At 67.6% G+C, this 19,698-nt stretch carries 17 protein-coding genes and 1 tRNA gene; 11 read left to right on the forward strand and 7 right to left on the reverse strand.

The window, feature by feature from the left end:
- Nucleotides 1-109 precede the first annotated feature (109 nt).
- Together TBIF_RS15690 and TBIF_RS15695 are read left to right on the forward strand one after the other, a co-directional pair.
- Nucleotides 110-577 carry a PaaI family thioesterase gene (locus TBIF_RS15690; RefSeq protein WP_024795723.1) on the forward strand — a complete coding sequence of 156 codons (468 nt, stop codon included), beginning with the start codon at nt 110-112 and terminating at the stop codon, nt 575-577.
- A 241-nt stretch (nt 578-818) separates the two neighbouring features.
- Nucleotides 819-2,087, forward strand: a complete 1,269-nt coding sequence (locus tag TBIF_RS15695) for a calcium:cation antiporter family protein (RefSeq protein WP_024795724.1) — start codon at nt 819-821, stop codon at nt 2,085-2,087.
- On the opposite strand, the gene TBIF_RS15700 is transcribed toward TBIF_RS15695, so the two are convergent.
- Both TBIF_RS15700 and TBIF_RS15705 read right to left on the reverse strand, forming a co-directional pair.
- A complete protein-coding gene (locus TBIF_RS15700; RefSeq protein ID WP_024795725.1) occupies nt 2,084-3,472 on the reverse strand; it encodes a dihydrolipoyl dehydrogenase family protein in 1,389 nt (462 codons plus the stop codon). The two genes, TBIF_RS15695 and TBIF_RS15700, sit on opposite strands and share 4 nt — an antisense overlap.
- Nucleotides 3,473-3,604: 132 nt before the next feature.
- A tRNA-Gly gene (locus TBIF_RS15705) sits at nt 3,605-3,675 on the reverse strand.
- Between the two features lie 150 nt (nt 3,676-3,825).
- Here TBIF_RS15705 and dcd point away from each other — a divergent pair.
- Together dcd and TBIF_RS25725 are read left to right on the forward strand one after the other, a co-directional pair.
- A complete protein-coding gene (gene dcd, locus TBIF_RS15710; RefSeq protein ID WP_024795726.1) occupies nt 3,826-4,392 on the forward strand; it encodes a dCTP deaminase in 567 nt (188 codons plus the stop codon).
- A gap of 177 nt (nt 4,393-4,569) precedes the next feature.
- On the forward strand, nt 4,570-5,730 hold the full coding sequence (locus tag TBIF_RS25725) for a DUF7159 family protein (protein ID WP_024795727.1): 1,161 nt from the start codon (nt 4,570-4,572) through the stop codon (nt 5,728-5,730).
- A 17-nt stretch (nt 5,731-5,747) separates the two neighbouring features.
- Here the strand turns inward: TBIF_RS25725 and TBIF_RS15720 are convergent, their stop codons facing one another.
- Complete coding sequence (locus TBIF_RS15720; protein WP_024795728.1) at nt 5,748-7,034, reverse strand: pyridoxal phosphate-dependent aminotransferase; 1,287 nt, start codon at nt 7,032-7,034, stop codon at nt 5,748-5,750.
- A gap of 57 nt (nt 7,035-7,091) precedes the next feature.
- On the opposite strand from TBIF_RS15720, the gene TBIF_RS23770 reads away from it, so the two are divergent.
- The gene (locus tag TBIF_RS23770) at nt 7,092-7,688 is read left to right on the forward strand and encodes a DedA family protein (protein ID WP_038171511.1); all 597 of its coding nucleotides are present in this window, start codon (nt 7,092-7,094) and stop codon (nt 7,686-7,688) included.
- Here the strand turns inward: TBIF_RS23770 and TBIF_RS23775 are convergent.
- Entirely contained in the window at nt 7,685-8,287 is a 603-nt protein-coding gene (locus TBIF_RS23775; protein ID WP_051461584.1) for a TetR/AcrR family transcriptional regulator, read from the reverse strand. The genes TBIF_RS23770 and TBIF_RS23775 overlap by 4 nt on opposite strands.
- Nucleotides 8,288-8,350: 63 nt before the next feature.
- Here TBIF_RS23775 and TBIF_RS26650 point away from each other — a divergent pair, with 63 nt between their 5' ends.
- The 6 genes from TBIF_RS26650 to TBIF_RS15755 all read left to right on the forward strand — a co-directional run bounded on the left by TBIF_RS26650 (nt 8,351) and on the right by TBIF_RS15755 (nt 12,938).
- Nucleotides 8,351-8,443: a putative leader peptide gene (locus TBIF_RS26650; RefSeq protein ID WP_369385424.1), complete on the forward strand. Its 93-nt coding sequence runs from the start codon at nt 8,351-8,353 to the stop codon at nt 8,441-8,443.
- 158 nt (nt 8,444-8,601) lie between these two features.
- Nucleotides 8,602-9,123: a DUF4242 domain-containing protein gene (locus TBIF_RS15735; protein ID WP_024795729.1), complete on the forward strand. Its 522-nt coding sequence runs from the start codon at nt 8,602-8,604 to the stop codon at nt 9,121-9,123.
- Between the two features lie 38 nt (nt 9,124-9,161).
- The gene (locus TBIF_RS15740) at nt 9,162-10,217 is read left to right on the forward strand and encodes an acyl-CoA dehydrogenase family protein (RefSeq protein WP_024795730.1); all 1,056 of its coding nucleotides are present in this window, start codon (nt 9,162-9,164) and stop codon (nt 10,215-10,217) included.
- Nucleotides 10,193-10,921, forward strand: coding sequence for an ABC transporter ATP-binding protein (locus tag TBIF_RS15745; protein WP_024795731.1), 729 nt, complete (start codon nt 10,193-10,195; stop codon nt 10,919-10,921). Before TBIF_RS15740 ends, TBIF_RS15745 begins: the two co-directional genes overlap by 25 nt.
- A 2-nt stretch (nt 10,922-10,923) precedes the next feature.
- Nucleotides 10,924-12,093, forward strand: coding sequence for an ABC transporter substrate-binding protein (locus tag TBIF_RS15750; RefSeq protein ID WP_024795732.1), 1,170 nt, complete (start codon nt 10,924-10,926; stop codon nt 12,091-12,093).
- On the forward strand, nt 12,090-12,938 hold the full coding sequence (locus TBIF_RS15755) for an ABC transporter permease (RefSeq protein ID WP_024795733.1): 849 nt from the start codon (nt 12,090-12,092) through the stop codon (nt 12,936-12,938). Before TBIF_RS15750 ends, TBIF_RS15755 begins: the two co-directional genes overlap by 4 nt.
- A gap of 133 nt (nt 12,939-13,071) precedes the next feature.
- On the opposite strand, the gene TBIF_RS24570 is transcribed toward TBIF_RS15755, so the two are convergent.
- The 3 genes from TBIF_RS24570 to TBIF_RS15770 form a co-directional block, all read right to left on the reverse strand.
- Entirely contained in the window at nt 13,072-14,910 is a 1,839-nt protein-coding gene (locus TBIF_RS24570) for a DUF222 domain-containing protein (protein WP_024795734.1), read from the reverse strand.
- A gap of 196 nt (nt 14,911-15,106) precedes the next feature.
- The gene (locus tag TBIF_RS15765) at nt 15,107-15,820 is read right to left on the reverse strand and encodes an SIMPL domain-containing protein (RefSeq protein ID WP_024795735.1); all 714 of its coding nucleotides are present in this window, start codon (nt 15,818-15,820) and stop codon (nt 15,107-15,109) included.
- Between the two features lie 108 nt (nt 15,821-15,928).
- A complete protein-coding gene (locus TBIF_RS15770) occupies nt 15,929-19,036 on the reverse strand; it encodes a (Fe-S)-binding protein (protein ID WP_024795736.1) in 3,108 nt (1,035 codons plus the stop codon).
- Nucleotides 19,037-19,698 lie beyond the last annotated feature (662 nt).

The following is a 19,698-nucleotide window of genomic DNA, read 5'->3' on the forward strand; positions in this document are numbered from 1 at the left end:
GCAGCTTCGCCGGGGTGAACCCCGGTTAACGTCCGCGCCTCTTTCCGGGTTGCTACCGTGGCCTCAGCCGCCCGCGCCGGGTGGCGGAACCGTCCACGAGAGGACTGCTGTGACCGACACGAACGAGGCTCCCCAGATCGCCGACATGATCAACGGCATGATGGAGAAGACGATTCCCGTGGTGCATGGCATGGGCGTCGAAGCTACCGTCGCCCGCCGCGGCTACGCGTCGAGCACAGTGCCGATGGAGGGCAACGGCAACCACTTCGGCGTGATGTACGCGGGCGTGCTGTTCACGGTCGCGGAGGTCCTTGGCGGAGCCCTGGCGATCGCCAGCTTCGACGCGGCCGCCTACTACCCGCTGGTGAAGGACCTCAAGATCTCCTTCCGCCGGCCCGCGACGACGGATGTGACGGCCGAGGCCTCGCTCGACGACGCGGAGCTGGACCGGATCACCGCGGCGGCCGCCGCGAACGGCAAGTGCGATTTCACCCTCGAGGCGACAGTCACGGACGCGAACGGCGTCGTCGTGGCCACCACGACCGGCCTGTATCAGCTGCGCGCGCACGGGAAGTAGCACGCCAGGGGGAGGCCGTTTGTCATGGGGAGAGGTCAGCCGGAACCGGCGGAACCGGCCGGGGGGCAGCGGCGTTCCGGTCGACCGAAATCTACTTAAGCGGCGCCCCGACGGGGAATCCCACGGCAATCCCCAAGACCCACGCCCCTTTTCGGAGTCTTTAGCGTCTGTTGTCGAAGGGGATTAGCTCCCCACTGCGCTGTCGGACGGTCGATGGCCATTGACGCAAGGGCCCGTGATCATGTCGTCGCGAATTGCAGTGCGAGATTCAACCGGGGTAACCGTGCGCCGGGACGTCTTGTGGCGATCAGGGGCGATCACCGCCGTTTTCATTCTGCCCGCCCTGGTCCTGCGCTTCTCCGCGCTGGACCCCCATCCCGTCGTGGCCCTGGTGGTCTACGGCGCCGCCGTGATCTCGGCGAGCTTCCTGCTGGCCTGGGCCGCGGAGGCCGCGCAGATGGACGTCTCCGGCGGGCTGGCGATCGCGGTGCTGGCGCTGATCGCCGTGCTGCCCGAGTACGCCGTCGACCTCTATTACGCCTATACGGCGGGCCACGACCCCGAGTACGTGCAATACGCCGCGGCGAACATGACCGGCTCGAACCGGCTGCTGATGGGCCTGGGGTGGCCGGTCGTCGTGCTGGTCTCGCTCGCCGTCGCGAACAAGATGACGGCGAAGAAGATGACCGCAAAGCCGGTGTCCACGTTGGCGCTCGAGCAGGGCAATCGCGTCGAGCTGGGCTTCCTGCTGATCGCGGGCATCGCGGCGTTCATCATCCCCGTGACGGGCCGGATCCATGTGGTGTTCGGCATCGCGCTGCTCGCCTGGTTCGGCTTCTACCTCTATAAGCTCACCCGCGGCGACGTTGAGGAGCCGGAGCTGATCGGCACCGCCGCCACGATCGGCGGGATGTCCACGAAGGCCCGGCGGAGCACCGTCATCGCGATGCTCGTCTTCGCCGCCATGGTCATCCTCGTGTGCGCGGAGCCGTTCGCGAACAGCCTCATTGATGCCGGCTCTGAGCTCGGCATCGACCAGTTCCTGCTGGTCCAGTGGCTCGCGCCCCTTGCGTCCGAGGCCCCGGAGTTCATCATTGCGATCATCTTCGCCTCCCGCGGCAAAGGCACCGCGGCGATCGCGATGCTCATCTCCTCCAAGGTGAACCAGTGGACCCTGCTCGTCGGCTCGCTGCCGATCGCGTACCTCGCCGGGGGCGGCGAGGGCGCGTCGCTGGTGCTCGACGGGCGCCAGACCGAGGAGATGCTGCTGACCGCCACCCAGACCATGATGGGCGTCGCGCTGATCCTGGCGCTGGGCTTCCACCGCTGGTCCGCCTGGGTGCTGCTGGCGCTGTTCCTCATCCAGTTCCCCATCACCTCCACCGAGGGCAGGTTGGTGATCTGCGGGGTCTACGCGGTCATCGCAGTCTGCGCGCTGGTGGTCAACCGCCGGCACATCCTGCCGAGCCTGACAGCGCCGTTCAGAGGGCACGGGTCCCCGGGGCTCTAGCCGAGCGTGTCGAAGAGCAGGTTCAGGCCTTCGCCCATCGTCGGGTGGGTCAGCACCGCGTCGCGGACGGACTGGTAGGGCAGCCCGCCGATCATCGCCATCTGCACCGCGGAGATCACCTCGCCGGCGCCCCGCCCCAGCAGTGCGGCGCCGAGGATCTCGCCCGACTCTGCGTCGACCACCGCCTTCCACATGCCGGTCTGCTCGTGCGTCGTCTTGGCCCGGGGGATGGCGGAGACGGCAATCTTCGCCACCGCGACCTGATGGCCGGCGGCACGCGCCTCGGTCTCCGTCATCCCCACCCGGGCCAGTTCGGGGGTTATGAAGACGGTGTAGGGCACCAAACGGCCGGAGGTCGACGTGTCCGCACCGGTCAGGTTCGCGCGCATGATGCGGAAGTCGTTCCAGGAGGCGTGGGTGAACTGTGGGCTGCCCGCCACGTCGCCCGCAGCCCAGACGTGCTCCGCGCTGGTGCGCAGATGGTCGTCGACGTCCACGAAGCCGCGGTCCGTCACCTGCACGCCCGCGGCCTCCAGCCCGAGCTGCGCGGTCACGGGGGCACGTCCCGTGGCGACCAGGAGCTCATCGCCCGTCAGTGTGGATCCGTCCTCGAGCGTGAGCGTGACCGGGCCGTGGTTCGGCGCGCGCCGCACCGACGCGACCCGCGTGCCGGTGTGCAGGTCGACCCCCTGCCCGGTGAGGATCTCGGCCACCTCGGCGGCGATGTCGTGGTCCTCGCGGGGCAGCACCTGGGCGGGGCCCTGGACCAGCACGACCTTCGTCCCGAACAGGGCGAACATCGACGCGAACTCGCACCCGATGTAGCCGCCGCCAAGGATGAGCAGGGTCTGCGGGAGCCGGTCCAGCCGCAGAATCGTCTCCGAGGTCCAGACGTGCGACTCGGCGATGCCGGGCAGATCGGGCAGCGCGGGGGTGGCGCCGGTGTTGATCACGACATCCCGGCCGCGGAGCACTCGGACGGTGCCGTCGTCGGCCGTGATCTGCACGGTGCGGGGTGCGATGAACCGGGCCGTGCCCATGATGAAGTCCATGCCGGAGTCGATGAACATCTGCCGGTGGGCGTCCACCATCCCGCCGACGACCGATTCCTTGTGGTGGCGCAGTGCCTCCAGGGAGACCGCGGGCTCGCCGTCGAGGTCGATACCCATCGAGGCGGCGCGGCGGATCGTCTCAAGGGCCCGCGCGGACTCGACCAGCGCCTTGGTCGGGATGCACGCGACGTTGATGCAGGTGCCCCCGACCTTGTCCCGCTCGACCATCGCCACGGACCAACCGGCCTTGGCGCGGTCCATCGCCAGCGACTTGCCGGCCTTGCCTCCGCCGACGACCAACAGATCGAAGTCCTCGGGCTCCTCGTATGCCATGCGTCTCCCGTATTCGGTTCGACCCACTGCCGTTCGGCCAGTCGAAAATGACCCTACGCCCGGGACGGTTGCTAGGTCCCCGCAAGACGAAAAGCCCCGACCAGAAAACGCTCTGGCCGGGGCTTTCATCTGAGCCGATGACGGGAATCGAACCCGCGTGTCCAGCTTGGGAAGCTGGCGTTCTACCATTGAACTACATCGGCATACAAAGTTCGCGACCTGGGCTTTCGAGCTCTCCCAGACCGTGATTGCTTGCAGTTTGAGACTCTAGCAGAACCCCGCTGGGCCTCGAGACGGCCCTGCTCCGGCGCGCCCGCCGCTCGGCCGCGAAGCGGGATGGATACCCTGACGGGGTGCTGCTATCTGATCGTGACATCCGCGCGTCCCTGGCCGAAGGCAAGTTGGGCATCGAGCCGTTCGACGACTCCCTTGTGCAGCCGTCGAGCATCGATGTCCGCCTCGACGGCTTGTTTCGGGTCTTCAACAACACCCGCTACACGCATATCGACCCCGCGAAGCAGCAAGACGAGCTGACAACGCTCGTCGAGCCGGCCGAGGGCGAGCCCTTTGTGCTGCACCCCGGCGAGTTCGTGCTGGGCTCGACGCTCGAGAAGTTCTCCCTGCCGGATGACCTGGCGGGCCGGTTGGAGGGCAAGTCGAGCCTGGGCCGTCTGGGCCTGCTGACGCACTCCACCGCGGGGTTCATCGACCCCGGCTTCTCCGGGCACATCACCTTGGAGCTGTCCAACGTCGCGAACCTGCCGATCACGCTGTGGCCGGGGATGAAGATCGGTCAGCTGTGCCTGCTGCGACTGACCAGCCCCGCCGAGAGCCCCTACGGCAGTGCCGCGGCGGGCTCGAAATACCAGGGCCAGCGGGGCCCGACGCCGTCGCGCGCTTACCTGAACTTCACCCGCTGACGTAACCGCCGCGATTCGGGCCAAAACTCCCGGCCTGGCCCATTACGCTGGGGCTGTGGCGCACCTGATCGGCGCCTGGTGGCGATCGGCACAGTAGAGGTAAGGGGAGCGGTGGTCCGCGCAGTCAGTGGAGATGGGGGCAGCCACGAGAGTGGTCGCATCAGCGCGATTCTGGGCGTGAGCGTCAATGGGGACGTGATTCGCATGGCCATCGCCGATGCGCCCACCGCGGAGGTTGGCGGGACGGCGGCGGGTCGGGGCGGAATACGCCCCCGGGCCACGCAGGAGCTCGATATCTCGGCTTTCCTCGAGCGGGTGCCGGCGCATGGCACGCCGGAGGAGCAGACGGCGGCGGTGCTGCGGGAGCTGATCGAGGACGGCCGGGGCGACGGCGTGCCCATCCGTTCCGTCGTCGCCGCCTATCACGACGAGGACCAGGCGAAGCGGCTCACCACCGCGATGGAAGCGCTGGGTTTGTCGAACTACAGCCTGGTCTCCGCGCCCGCAGCCGCGCTCGCCGCACTGGTGGTGACCCGCCAAGTGGGGTTCGCCCGCTCGATTGCTGTGTGCGACTTGGACACGTGGCTCTACAGCTGCGGCGTCATCAACGTCTCCGGGGAACTGCTCGGCGGGATCCAGACGGTGACCACGGAGTCGCTGGTGGCCGCGGATGCGGACGTGCTCGACGGCATCGCGGCGGTCGTCAGCGCCGCGGCCCGCTCCGCACGGCAGGAGCCGGACCTGGTGGTGCTGGTCGGGGAGAGCGCCGCGGAGGTGGCCGACCTCGAGTACGTCGAGCGCGAGCTGGGCCGGCCCCTGATCGTCCCCGACAGCCCTGCGCTGCTCGTCGCGCGCGGCGCCTCATTGCTGCCGAGCCGGCCAATGCGCGGCTCGGGCACCGTCGCCGCGTCGGACTCGGATTGGGCTCCGCTCGCCAAGAGACAGCGGGCGCTGCCGGACTGGTTCCCCAACGCGGCCGCCGTCGGCGGGATTTTGGCGCTGGTGCTGGTGGGCGGTCTTGCCGCGCTGGGCCTGGTGGCGATGGGCACCTTCTCAGATATGGGCGGCTCCAGCGGGGACACTGAGACGACCACGCCGACGACCACCGCGCCTGCCGTGCCCCCCGTTGTCGAGCCGCCCTCGGAGGCCCCGGCGCTGACCACGGTGGAGCCGCCCGCCCCGGCACCGGCACCCGAGCCGGTGGTGGTCCCGCAGCCTGCGCCGCCGCCGCCGGCCCCGACGCCCGCTCCGGTCCTGCCTCCTGCCCCGGAACCGCCGCCGGCTATCGAGATCCCCGGGCTGCCACCCATCGAGCTGCCGCAGATCCCGGGGCTCTAACGCCGACTACGGAGCGGCTACTGCTTGTAGTTGGACATGAAGTTGCCGAAGCGCTCGATGGCCGTTGCCAGGTCCCGCGCCCAGGGCAGGGTAACGATGCGGATGTGGTCGGGCTTGGGCCAGTTGAAGCCGGTGCCCTGCGTGACCAGGATCTTCTCCTGCAGCAAGAGGTCGTAGACCAGCTTGTTGTCGTCGTGGATCTCATGCACGTTGGGATCCAGGTGCGGGAACACATACAGCGAGCCCTTGGGCTCCACGCAGGAGACGCCGGGGATCTCGTTGAGTTTGGCCACAGCGACATCGCGCTGCTCGAGGAGGCGGCCGCCGGGCAGGATCAGGTCATTGATCGACTGGTAGCCGCCGAGCGCCACCTGGATCGCGTGCTGCGCGGGGACATTTGGGCACAGGCGTGTCGACGCGAGCAGGTTGATGCCCTCGAGGAACCCGGCCGCATGCGACTTGGGGCCCGTGATCGCGAGCCAGCCGGAGCGGTAGCCCGCCACACGGTAGGCCTTGGACAGCCCGTTGAACGTCAGGCACAGCAGGTCCGGGGCCAGCGACGCCAGGCTGATGTGCTCCGCGTCGTCGTAGAGGATCTTGTCGTAGATCTCGTCGGCCAGCAGCAGCAGCTTGTGCTTGCGCGCCAACTCCACGATCTTCGTGAGCACCTCGCGGGAGTACACCGCGCCCGTCGGGTTGTTCGGGTTGATCACCAGCAGCGCCTTGGTGCGCGGGGTGATCTTCGACTCGAGGTCCTCGATGTCTGGTTCCCAGCCGCTGGACTCGTCGCACAGGTAATGCACGGGAGTGCCGCCGGACAGGCTCGTCATCGCGGTCCACAGCGGGTAGTCAGGGGCGGGGATCAACACCTCGTCGCCGTCGTTGAGCAACGCCTGCATGGTGATCGTGATCAGCTCTGACACTCCGTTGCCGAGGTAGATGTCCTCGACATCCAGGTACGGGAAGTCCTTGACCAGCTCGTAGCGGGTCACGATGGCGCGGCGGGCAGACAGGATGCCCTTGGACTCGGAGTAGCCCTGCGCGTACGGCAGCGCGGCGATCATGTCGCGGATGATCACGTCGGGCGCGTCGAAGCCGAACGGGGCGGGGTTGCCGATGTTGAGCTTGAGGATGCGGTGGCCCTCGGCCTCCAGGCGGGCGGCGTGAGCGTGCACCGGTCCACGGATCTCGTAGAGGACGTTCTGCAGCTTGCTGGACTGTTCCAGGACACGCTGCTGCGGGTGCGGGTTGGGCGCGGGAGTGCTCTCCGAGCGCGCATTCTCTTGTGTGCTCACCCTGTACATGGTGCCACTGAGTGCGGATGAGGCGCGCCGCGACCGTGTTATAGCTAGCGTTGGGTGATGAGCTCGCTGCTCGGATGGCTGCAGGGTATCGGCGGCAACGTGATCTATATAGCCGTCGGGCTGATGGTTTTCGCGGAGGACGCGCTATTGCTCGGATTCGTCGTGCCCGGCGAGACCGCGGCGATTCTCGGTGGGGTCCTGGTGAGCGAGGGCCGGGTGAACCTGTGGCTGATGATGGCCGTCGTGTCGGTCGCGGCAGTCGCGGGGGACTCGGCCGGGTACTTCGTGGGCAGGCGGCTCGGGCCCCGACTGGCGGCGAGACAGGACGGTTCCAAGAGGCAGCAGCGATTCGAGCGGGCCGGGGATTTTGTGGACCGCCATGGCGGGGTCGCGATCTTCCTCGGCAGATTCGTGGCCTTCGTCCGCACCGTGGTGCCCGCGATCGCCGGGGCCACGGGGATCCGCTACCGCAAGTTCGTGTTCTACAACGTGCCGGCGGGCATCATCTGGGGGATTGGCAACGTGCTGATCGGGGTGGTGGCCGCGCAGTCCTATGAGCGGGTGGCGTCGGCGCTGGGGACCGGCACAGCACTGCTTCTGGGGGTGCTCGTGGTGCTCGCTGTCGTGGTGTGGCGGGTGCGGCGGCAGGCCTAGCGCGCGTCCGCCAGCAGGTCCGCGACCATGCCGCGGCCGACGCGGATCGGCTCCTCGCTGCACGCGAACTTCGACCCGGCCAGGGCGCCGTCGTAGATGGTCTGGATCTTGGTGGCCAGCACGGGCGCGTCGGGGATCTTGGCCGTGGTGAGGAGGGCCGTCAACTGCTCGTGCAGCCACACGCGGTGCTCGCTGACGGGGCTCAGCACGCCATGCAGCTCGCCCGGGAATTCCGTTGCGGCATTGAGATATTGGCAGCCGCGGTAGTTGCGCACGGGGGCGGAGGCGATCGCCAGGTCGAAGAAGGCGAAGATGCGTCCGACGGGGCTGTCGAGGCCGGCGACGGCATCCTCCCACCGCTGACGATCGCGCAGGTCCAGCTGGTGGAGGTACTCGGTGACGAGGGCGTCCTTCGACCCGAAGCCGGAGTACAGGCTCGCGCGCGCGACGCCGGCCTCGCCGATGATCCTGTCGATGCCCACGGCCCTGATGCCATGCGCGGCGAAGAGCTCGGTGGCCGCCGTCAGGAGGCGGTCGGCGGGGCTGGGCTTGGTGGGCGTGGCAGTGGTGGTCGAGGCGGGCACGGGGCAAGAGTACATCGCCCGGCCGCCGAGAACAGAAGAATAGACAGACCGGTCTAGCTACCGCTACACTCGCTCACTGTGACCCGAAGCGTTCTGACCCGCCGCCTGCACCTGGACTTGGTGCGGGTGGCTGGCGCTGCGTGTTGTCGCTGTCGCTGCTGTTGCTGTTGATTTTCAACCCCGCCAGCGAATTCTCGGCTCATCGAGCCATTCCCTAGATCGCCATCCCGCCGCAGGCCAATAATTTGGCCGGGACTGCGGGCTGTTTAGGCCACACGATCTTGGCGGCCGAGCCTCCTCTCACCGGATCTACTCTGGAAGGCATTCCCATGTCGCTGTACCTGTATGAAATTGTTCCCGCGGCCGAGCGTCGCGACGAGATCTCGCAGATCATCAAGGAATTCGCCGCGGAGATCACCACCGCCGGCGGCGAGCTCATCGAGACCCAGGTGACGAAGGACCACGGCCGCATCTTCGCGATCTCCGAGTTCTCGGGCTGCGCAGCGCCGGAGCTCAAGGTCGACGTGCTGGCTGGAGCCGAGCTCGAGGGCCCGCACCAGGTCCGCCTCGTCGGCGCCGAGCTGGCAGAGATCAAGGCCGCCCGCCCCGAGGCCGGCTACCTCGTCGAGTGGGACATCCCCGCCGAGATCGACATGGACACCTACCTGGCCCGCAAGAAGGAGAAGTCCCCGCTGTACGCCGATGTCAAGGACGTGAGCTTCCTGCGCACCTACGTCCGCGAGGACACGGCCAAGTGCCTGTGCTTCTACGACGCCGCCGACGAGGATGCTGTGCGCCGCGCCCGTGAGGTCGTCAGCACCCCGGTCAGCCGCCTGCACCAGCTCGACTGACCAGCTCCTTCGAACACGAGACAGGGTAGGAATACACGATGACCGCAACCATCACCGATTCCATCGCGCAGCGTCGCGTGAGCGCGAGCGAGTTCGTTCGCGAGCGCGCCGCGGCACTCGACCTGGGCGAGACCGACACCCGGATCGATGTGTCCAAGCTCGGTGAGCTGGGCCTATTCGGCCTCGGCTGTCAGGGCGGGCCGGTGGCGGAGATGGTCGCGGTCATCGAAGATGTGGCGGCCGAGAGCCTGTCCGCGGGCTTCAGCGCCTGGGCGCATCGCATGGCGCTTGAATATGTGGTCCGCGGGCCGGCTGCGGTCCAGGCCAAGTACCAGGCGAAGCTGGAGTCTGGCGCCGCAGTGGGCGTCACGGCGATGGCAGCCGGCCTCAAGTACGTCGCCGGGCTCGGTGAGGTGGCGCTCGTGGCCACCGAGGTCGACGGCGGCGGGCTCCAGATCAGCGGACCCATCCACTGGGCATCCAACGTGTTCGACGACGCGCTCATCGTGCTGTGCGCCCGCAGCGCGGACAGCACCAAGACGTACGTCGCGATCATCGAGGCGTCGGCGCCCGGCATCACCGTCCGGCCCGCGTCGCAGTTGCTCGCGCTGAACTCCACGGCGTCGACCTCCCTGGTTCTGGACGCCGTGCACATCCCGGCCGAGAACATTATCGGCACGGACCTGACGGAGTTCGTCAAGGGTGTGCGCCCGACGTTCCTGCTGCTGCAGACAGCATTCTGCAGTGGCATCTCCCGCACGTCCGTCGAGGAGTCCGCCAAGTGCCTCGGCGGGCTCGGCGAGGGCTTTGTCGACGAGCATGCCGAGCTAGCGGTCGAGCTCGCCGCCTTGCGAGATCGCTTGGGGCGCTTCGCCGCCGACACCACCAGCGCCAGCGCGCGCGAGCTCATCCAGCTACGGCTTGACGGCTCCCGCCTGGCGATGGCCGCGACGCGCCTCGAGGTGACACTGAAAGGCGGGGCCGGCTACTCCATGAAGTCGCCGACCAACCGCCGATTCCGCGAGGCCGCCTTCCTGCCCGTCCAATCACCGTCGGAAGGACAGCTGCGATGGGAACTCGCGCGCTCCAGCTGACCGGCGGCCGCAAGAGCTATCCGGGCCGCCCGGATGTGCTCCAAGGCGTCGACATCGGTGTGGACCAGGGCGAGTTCCTGGTGATCCTCGGCCGCAGCGGCAGTGGCAAGTCCACGCTGCTGCGCATCATGGCGGGTTTGGAGACCCTCGATGGGGGCAACCTCGAGTGGGCCGTCGAGGGCCCGCGCATCGGCGTCGTGTTCCAGCAGCCACTGCTGCTGCCCTGGCTGAACGTGCGGGAGAACATCCGCTTGGGCGGGCGGTTCGCGGCGAACAAGGCGGCCTTCGACGCGGCCTTCGCCGACGAGCTGCTGACCCACTTCGGCCTTGCCGACCTCGCCGACTCCTACCCGGACCAGCTGTCCGGGGGCCAGGCCCAGCGCATCGCCGTGATCCGCGCCGTCGCCATCCGACCGCAGGCACTGCTGCTCGACGAGCCCTTCAGCGCCCTCGACCCGGCGATCCGCGGAGATCTGCAGGTGTGGCTCGGGCAGGTCGCCAGCGAGCTGGGCTTCACCACCGTCCTGGTCACCCATGACGTCGACGAGGCCATCACCCTGGGGGACCGCATCGCACTGCTCGGCACAGCCGGGATCGTGCGACGCGAATGGCTTTGCGGCACAGATGCTGTGGACAAGGTGGTGCTGCGAACAGAGATCCTGGCGGAGTACCGGGACACATCCACGCGCATCCGGGTGTCGTGACGATGATCGACGGTGTGGGGCGCAGAACCGTGCTGCGCGGCGCGCTCGGCCTAGCGGCGCTTGGCGGAGTGGCCGGGATCGTGGACCTCGGCCGCGCCGCCGCCACCGACCGCTCCAACGGCACCGACAAACTGCGCGTCGGCTACCTGCCCATCACCGACGCCGCCCCGCTGCTGGTGGCGCATGGCGCCGATCTGTTCCAACCCGAGGTCGTCAGCTCGAGCCAGCCGGTGATGTTCCGCAGCTGGTCCAGCCTGGCAGAGGCGTTCATCAGCCGGCAGGTCGACGTGGTCCACCTGCTCATGCCGATGGCCGTGCAGCTGAAGTACTCCCTCGGCAGCTCCGCCCGGATACTCGGCTGGAACCACACCAACGGCTCCGCGCTGACCGTGGCCCCGCACATCACGGACCTCGAACAGCTCGCGGGAACTCAAGTGGCAGTGCCGTTCTGGTGGTCCATCCACAACATCGTGCTGCAGGACATGCTGCGTGCCCGCGGCCTGACTCCCGTGGTGCGCACCGCGCCGTCGAAAGCCGCCGGGACGGTGGGGCTGGTCGTGATGAGCCCGTCGGACATGGTGCCGGCGCTGGCCAACGGCGCGATCTCCGCATACACCGTCGCCGACCCGTTCAACGCGGTCGCGGAGATCAAGGGCATCGGCAAGATCCATTGCTTCCTGGGAGACGTGTGGCGAGATCACGCCTGCTGCGCGCTGCTGGTGCACCAGGACGTGATCGACCGCAACCCCGCCGCAGTGCAGGGCCTCACGGACTCCATCGTCGCCGCGCAAATGATGATCAACGCGGACCGGCCCGCGGCCGCGGCCATGCTGAGCGGGGGCCGCTATTTGCCGCAGCCGGAGAAGGCCATCGCGAAGGCACTGACCTACCCGCCTGAGAACTACCAGATCGCGAACCCGTCCTGGTCGCCGCAGAAGATCGGCTACCAGCCGTTCCCGTTCGAGTCCTTCACGACCGCGCTGGTGGGGGCCATGCACTCGACCGTCGTGGACGGCAACCGGGACTTCTTGGACCGCATCGACATCGACACTGTGCACCAAGAATTGATCGACGACCGCTTCGTGCGGTCCTCCATCGCCGGTGTCGGCGGGCCCTCCGCATTCGGCCTGCCCACCGGATTGACCAGAACTGAGGAAGTGGACCTGACGTGAGTGCGACGAAGCCCCGCAGGCTGTCGTGGTCGGCCTTCTGGCCGCCCGCTGCCGCGATCGTGTTGGCCATTGCCGTCTGGTGGCTGCTCACGGCCGTGGTGGCCGCGCCCGACTCGCTGATCCGCTCCTTCGCCCCGCAACATGTCCTGCCAGCGCTGTGGGAGCTCCTCGAGCGCGGCGTGCTGCTGCCGGACATCGGCGCCAGCATGTACCGCCTCCTGGTGGGCCTGCTCATCGCCGGCGTCATCGGCATCCCGCTGGGATTGGTGATCGGGCTGAGCGGAGTCCTCGAGCGGGCAAGCCGACCCGTGATGCAATTCCTCCGCATGGTGTCCCCGCTGTCCTGGGCCCCTATTGCCGTGGCGCTCTTCGGCGTTGGCCATCGTCCGGTGATCTTCCTGATCGCCGCGGCCGCGGTGTGGCCGATAGTGATCAACACCGCCGCCGGCGTGCACGCCATCGATCCCGGCCACCTGCAGGTCGCCCGCTCGATGGGGGCCACGTTCCGCGAACGGCTGTTCGTCATTGTGCTGCCCGCCATCCGCGACCATGTGCAGACCGGTCTGCGGGTGGGCCTTGGCATCGCGTGGGTGGTGCTGGTGCCCGCCGAGATGCTGGGCGTCCGCTCCGGTCTCGGCTACCAAATCCTCAACGCCCGTGACCAATTGGCGTACAACGAGGTCATGGCGGTGATCTTGGTGATCGGCATCCTCGGCTACATCCTGGACTCCGCCGCCCGCGCCCTCCTGGGCGAGCGCCGGCGAAAGACGCCGGAGCTCCCGGAAAAGTCGGACAGCGTCGACAAGATCGAGGACGCGCCGAAACCCGTGGAATACACGATCTAGCAGGCAACACCGCGGCCCGGGATCCCTTCTGGCGGAGGGGTCCCAGGCCGCGGCACGCTCAGCGGAACGCGAAGACCATCACCCGTGCTCGGCTGGCGGCATCGATGTTGATCGACCTCGCCATGCGGTATCCCTACGCCGTCTCCCGCCAGGGCGGGTCGAAGAGCTCCGCGTCCTGCGGAGGTGCTGACTTCGGGATGTATCCGGGAGGGCCGGGGAATCGCGCCGGCGGCAGCAGATACTCCCGCGGGTGATGGTGGTGGTTGACCCGGCCGCGCCGCAGTGGGTCGATGCAGGCCGGGGGATGCCAGATCGTGCGGTAGGCGTAATCGGTCCCGGGCTCGCCCACCGTCGTCGCCCAGTCTTGATCTCCGGGCCCGATCAGCGGGTGGTGCTCCAGGCACGCGAAGGTTAGCCGCTCAATGTCGGTGTGGCCGCCGTTGGCCCAGTCGTCGACGTGATGCGCCTCGCAGCGGTAGCCGGGCCGAGTGCAGTCGGGGAAAGTGCAGCCGCGGGCCCCGGCATGGAGCACTAGCCGCTGATCTGCGGAGGCCAGCCGTTTCGCTCGGCCGAGGTGCAGGGGCCTGCCGTCATCGTCGTAGATCAACAGGTAATGGTGGGCGCGGGCGGCCATGCGGATGGCCTCGCGCATCGGGATCATCGTTCCGCTGCCGGCGAAGGCGTTGCCGGTGGCCTGTTCGAGTTGCTCGAGGGTCATGGTGATGATGGCGGTCACGGGCAGCCCTCGGTGCTGGCCCAGGCCGGGCGAGCCTAGGACTGAGCGGAAGAGGCGCTTGATCGCGTCGTGTCGACGCTGCCCGAGGCTGCGCCGGTCCACTGGCGGATCCTCGCAGTGGTCGCTGGGCGGATCGGGAGGTTCCTTTGGAGGAGCTTCCGTCGGTTCCGGAGGCCACTGCATCTCTGAAGCGCTGGGCCTTTCTGGGGCGCTGGGATTTTCGGGCGCGCTGGGCTCTCCGGATTCAGGGGGCTTGGATGGCGTGGTGTCGTCAGCTGAAGTGTCGGGGCTGGCGGTCGCGGTCGCGGCGGCTCCCGGATCGTCAGGCACTGGCGCTGCCGTGGCCTCCGGGGCGGCTTGATTCTCTGCGTCAGCGCGGTCTTGCTTGTCCCTGGCGGCGGCGAAGAAGTCGAATAGGTCCTGCTGTGCCGCGGTGGGCGGTGGGGGAGTGGGACGTTCACCGTCGGATGCGGGGTTGCCGATGTCGACCACATCAAATAGGGGATGGTCGGCGTTAGCGGGCCCCGCCGTGTCTGTCTTGGCGAAATAGGCGTCGACATAGGCGCGGGTTTCCGCGTCTATACAGAAGGTGCCGCGGGTGAGCTTGTCGCGGCCCTGCGGTTTCATATTGAAGAAAGTCTGGCCCTCGCGCTCGTGCTCGGAGGGCTCGTCGCCGTCGGGGTTCAGGTGCGCCTCGATCTGTTTCGCGGCGACCGCGACTGCTTCCGGGTGGGTGTGCTTCGCGAGGTCCACCAGTTGTGCCTCGGCCTTCTCGAGGTCCTCGGTGGAGATTGATGGAGGTAGGCGCTTGAAGAATCTGAGGATCACATCGGCGTGCTCGGGATTGATATCGCCGTCGCGTTGGGCCTGGCCGGTGGGCGCGTGTTCGGCGGGGAGCGGTTGGCCGCCGAGCGTGGTGCCGGGGCCGAGCAATGCGGCATGGGCGATCCGGCGCTTGGCCTCGGCGGGGGCGATGTGCAGGCGCTGGGACAGGAGCACGTGCAGCTTCTTGGCCTGGAGCTCCTCGGCGGCGTTTTGTTGGCCGAGCTGGTTGATCAGCTCGTGATTGATGCCGGGGATGGCCCGGAGGAGGTGCTCGAACTCGTCAAGCAGGTCCAGGCGTGCGAGGTTGCCCAGGTGTCCGTATTCACGGCCGCGCAGGGCGGCGATCGAGGCAGTGGACAGGTCCATTAGCTCGGCTGTGGAGAGGCCGTCGAGCTGCCACTGATTAGTCATCGTCACTCCCCTCGGGCGCTGGGATGTTCGAATCTTGATTGTGCCTTGAGGCTAGCGGAGGGGTCTGACACAAATCGGTCCAGAAGTGCCAGAATGAAGCCGTTGAATGTAACAGTTAGGTAACGATTGGTGGCGCGTGAATGGGAAGGCCCGCTCACGTGTCCGTGAGCGGGCCAACTTTCCTGCGGGGTGAGCCTTAGTCGATCTCGTAGACCACTGCCACGGACACCGACAATTGCTGGCTGCCCGCCTCGATGGGCGTGGCCGAGGCCATGTCCGCGCGTCCCATCGACTGTGGGAATGGCTGCGCGCTGGAGGTGTGGTCCTCGGTGATGGAGCGGATATCGCCCAGCTCGACTCCGGCGGCATCGGCGATCTGCCTCGCCTGGTCCTGCGCCTGCTTGACGGCCTGCGTGCGCGCCTGGGTGCGGAGGTCGCTGTCGTCGGCGATGGAGAAGGTCAGCTGCTGGACTCGGATCGCGTCGCCTGCGGCGCCGGCGGCGGCATCGATGAGATCGCCAGCCTTGGACACGTCGTGCATTGTGGCGGTTACCTGGTTGGTGACGGAATATCCGGAGACCTTCCCGCTGGCGGAATCATAATTCGGGCTCACCGACAGGTTGCTGGTCTGGATGTCATCGTCCTGCACGCCCTTCGCCTTGATCGTCTCGATCAGCCCGGACGCGAGCCGCGCGTTCTCCGCCAGCGCGCCCTCGGCCGCGGAGCCCTGTGTCTGCACGCCGAGCACCACTGTCACGGTGTCGGGGGTGCCGGTGACCATGCCCGTGCCCATGGTGCTGATGCCCACGGGGGTGGAGTCGGATGAGGTGTCTGGGGAACTGGAGCAGCCGGCGATCAGCAGCGCGGTGGTGGCGGAGAGGATCAGGGCAGCGGAGGCTCGTTTATTCATTCGCACACCACACTATTGCGCATCGGTAGGGCGGTTGCGCACTAACGACGGATCCCCGCCGGTCAGACGAGTTAACGTCTGGCCGACGGGGATCCGTCGATGCTCTCGCTACTTCTTGCCGGGCGGCTTGAGGCCGCCCTTCATGCCCAGGCCCTTGGGCTTCACGCTTAGGGGCGGAGTCTCAGGAGCCGCAGAAGGCTCAGAAGGCTCGGCAGCGTCCGCCACCGCGGCGGGCTCGGGGGCCGCAGGCTCAGCCTCCACTGCAGGCGCGGGCTCAGCAGCCTTGGGCGCCGCAGCCTTGGGTGCGCCGGGACGCTTCGCGCCTGGTGCGCCCAGTCCGCCGGCCATGCCCAGGCCCTTGGGCTTGACAGCTAGGCCAGCAGGCTTCTCCGCCGCAGCCGGAGCCTCGGCAACAGGAGCCTCAGGTGCGTCGGGTGCCTCGGGAGCCGGGGCGGCGGGAGCGGTGGCGGGGGGCTTGGGTGCGCCCGGACGCTTCGCGCCCGGAGCCTTCAGCCCACCTGCCATACCGAGTCCCTTGACCGCAGGCTTCGAGGCGGCCGGAGCATCCGCAGCCGGTGCCTCAGCGGCGGGTGCCTCAGCGGCGGGTGCCGCTGCGGCGGGGGGCGTGGGAGCGGCGGCCTTCTTTGCGCCCGGGGGCTTCATGCCGCCAGCCATGCCGAGTCCCTTGACCGCGGGCTTCGGTGCCGAGGGAGCCTCGGCGGCCGGTGCGTCAGCGGCGGCCGGAGCCGCTGCCTTCGCGCCAGGCGCCTTCAACCCGCCAGCCATGCCCAGGCCCTTGCCGGGGGCCTTCATGCCGCCGGCCATGCCGAGTCCCTTGACCGCGGGCTTCGGGGTGCCCGGAGCAGCGGCGGCGGAAGCCGGTGCGGCGGCGGGAGCCGGCGCGGCCGCGGGGGCCGGTGCGGCCGCGGGGGCCGGTGCGGCAACCGGTGCGGCGGCGGGAGCTGCTGCGACGGCGGCCTTCTCTCGGACGGGGGAGCTGACGTTCAGCTGGGCCAGGCCCCGCTGAACACCCTCGAGGAGCACCTGCGCGACGTCGACAACCTCGACACCCGCGGCGGCGTCCTCCTTGGCGGTGACGCCATCGGCCATCATCACCTTGCAGAACGGGCAGGCTGTGACAATCTTCTTCGGCTTGGTGGTCAGGGCCTCGTCGACACGCTCCATATTGATGCGCTTGCCGACCTGCTCCTCCATCCACATGCGTGCGCCACCGGCGCCACAGCAGAGGGACCGTTCGGCGTTGCGCGGCATCTCGACGATGTTCGCATTGGTGCCGATGAGCTCACGGGGTGCGTCGTAGATCTTGTTGTGGCGGCCGACGAAGCAGGGGTCGTGGTAAGTCACGTCCTCCTTCGCCGGGCTGGCGACGGGCACGAGGCGCTTGTCGCGAACCAGCCGGTTGAGCAGCTGGGTGTGGTGGACAACCTCGTAGTTGCCGCCGATCTCCGGGTACTCATTGGTCAGGGTGTTGAAGCAGTGGGCGCAGGTCGCGACGACTTTGCGCTTGCGCTTCTCGACGCCGTCGAAGAGCCCGTTGATGGTCTCGACGTTCTGCATCGCGAGCTGCTGAAACAGGAACTCGTTGCCGGCGCGTCGGGCAGGGTCGCCGGTGCAGGTCTCACCGTCGCCCAGGACCATGAAGTTCACGGCCGCGATGTTCAGGAGCTCCGCGACAGCCTTGGTGGTGCGCTTGGCGCGGTCCTCGTAGGCGCCGGCGCAGCCGACCCAGAACAGGTACTCGAAGTCCTCGAAGGAGTCGACGTCCTTGCCGAACACGGGGATATCGAAGTCCATCTCGGAGATCCAGCTGAGGCGGTCCTGGGAGTTCTGGCCCCACGGATTGCCCTTGTTCTCCAGGTTCTTGAACAGCCCGGCCAGCTCGGACGGGAACTCCGACTCGATGAGCACCTGGTAGCGGCGCATATCGACGATGTGGTCAACGTGCTCGATGTCCACCGGGCACTGCTCGACGCACGCGCCGCAGTTGGTGCAGGACCAGAGCGCCTCGGCGTCGAAGACGGGGGCGAGCTCACCCTCGATCAGGTCGCCGACCAGCTTGCGGTCGGCCTCCCGGCGGGCGGCCTCGGGGATGGCGGCCAGCTTGGCCTCATCGGGGTTTCCGTCCGCGTCGACTAAGCCGACCTCGTTGCCCTCCATGTCCTTCTTGCCGCCGGCAAGGAGGTAGGGGGCCTTGGCGAAGCCGTGGTCGCGCAGCGACATGATCATCAGCTTGGGGCTCAGCGGCTTGCCCGTGTTCCAGGCGGGGCACTGGCTCTGGCAGCGGCCGCACTCGGTGCACGTGGTGAAGTCGAGCCAGCCCTTCCAGGAGAAGTCCTCGATCTTGCCGGCGCCGAACGCGTCGACGTCGGGGTCGGCCTCCTCCATATCCAGGATCTTGCCGCCGGACATCATCGGCTTGACCGCGCCGAGCGCGGGCCCGCCGTCGTCCTCGCGCTTGAAGTAGATGTTGAAGAACGCGGAGAAGCGGTGCCAGGCGACGCCCCAGGTGACGTAGCGGCCGACGACGGCGAGCCACAGCATGCCGGAGAGCAGTTTGACGAGGGCCGCGTAGCTGACGGAGATCTCGGGGATGCCGTCGAAGAGCATCGCGAAGTAGTGGGTGAAGAACGATGTCCAGATCGGCGGGTCCTCGATGCCGCTGGCGATCTTGAAGGTCTTCACGAAGATCATGCCCAGGCCCTCGACCAGCACGACCCACTCGACGAAGTAGGCGGCCTTGAAGTCCGAGCCGGTGAATCGGGCCATCTTGGCGGGGGTGCGGGGGTGGTTCATCTGGCGGATGATCATCAGCGCGGTGATGCCGATGACGGTGCCGATGCCCAGCAGTTCGCTCCACAGGGACCAGATGTTCCACGCGCCGAAGATGGGCCAGTGGAAGCTCGGGCTGTAGATCTCGCCGTAGGCCTCAAACCACAGGAGCGCGCCGCCGAGGAAGCCGATCATCACGAGCCAGTGGAAGATGCCGACGCTGCGGATCTTCACCATCTTGGTGTGCGCGATGAACTCGACGACCATCGTCTTCAGGCGCGGCACGAACGGGCCGTTGCGGGTCCGGTCGGGCTGGCCGAGCGAGATGGTCTTGACGATTCGCCAGACGCCAGAGCCGAATGATGCCCAACAGACAAGGCTGATCAAAGCGGCGATGGTGCCCAACGTGATTGTCAGGGCATTCATTTCGGTCCCTTCTTCGGGGCGGTCACAAGGCGGGTTACTGGCTGGTAACTAGATCTATGTTACTGGCGGGTACACCGTGTCTATCCAGGCTGGACGACTGAAAATTCCCAGTCTTAGCGATCAGCGTAGGTGGTCGCCCTCGGGTGAGCGAGGGAAGGGTGTCCATATCTGGCAGGGCTCTGGGTCCCGTGTGCACCATCGGCGCTGCTGGGGCTGGGTGCAAATTAATCCGAGGACCGAAGTCGTTTATTGTGTTCCACCTGTGGTGTCGGTTACTATCTGAGCCAAAGATGAGCTGTCGCGCAGCTCACCGTGAGGTCAAGGGAATGGGCCGACAATGAAACGTATGACGTTTGTGGCTGCACCGCTTCTGGTGGCGGGGTTGATGGTCTCGACGGTAGGTGTTGCGGCGGCAGACCCGATTGGGGACATTGCTGGCGGAATTGGGACCGGTATGCAGGTCGGCGGGTCTATTGGGGGCTTGTTAGACATGGGTCTTGGATCCGCAGGCGGCGACCTTGCGAACTTTCAGGGCGCTGCTGGCCTAATCGGCGAATTGCTTGGCGGTTCCATTGGGCTAGGTGCCGTAGTGCTTCCGACGCTTGTCCCGTAGTTGATGGCTTTACTCACTGATTTCCCCGCGCACAAGCGCGGTGTCCACG

The sequence above is a fragment of the Tomitella biformata AHU 1821 genome (assembly GCF_000524475.1).
GTDB classification, from domain to species: Bacteria; Actinomycetota; Actinomycetes; order Mycobacteriales; family Mycobacteriaceae; genus Tomitella; species Tomitella biformata.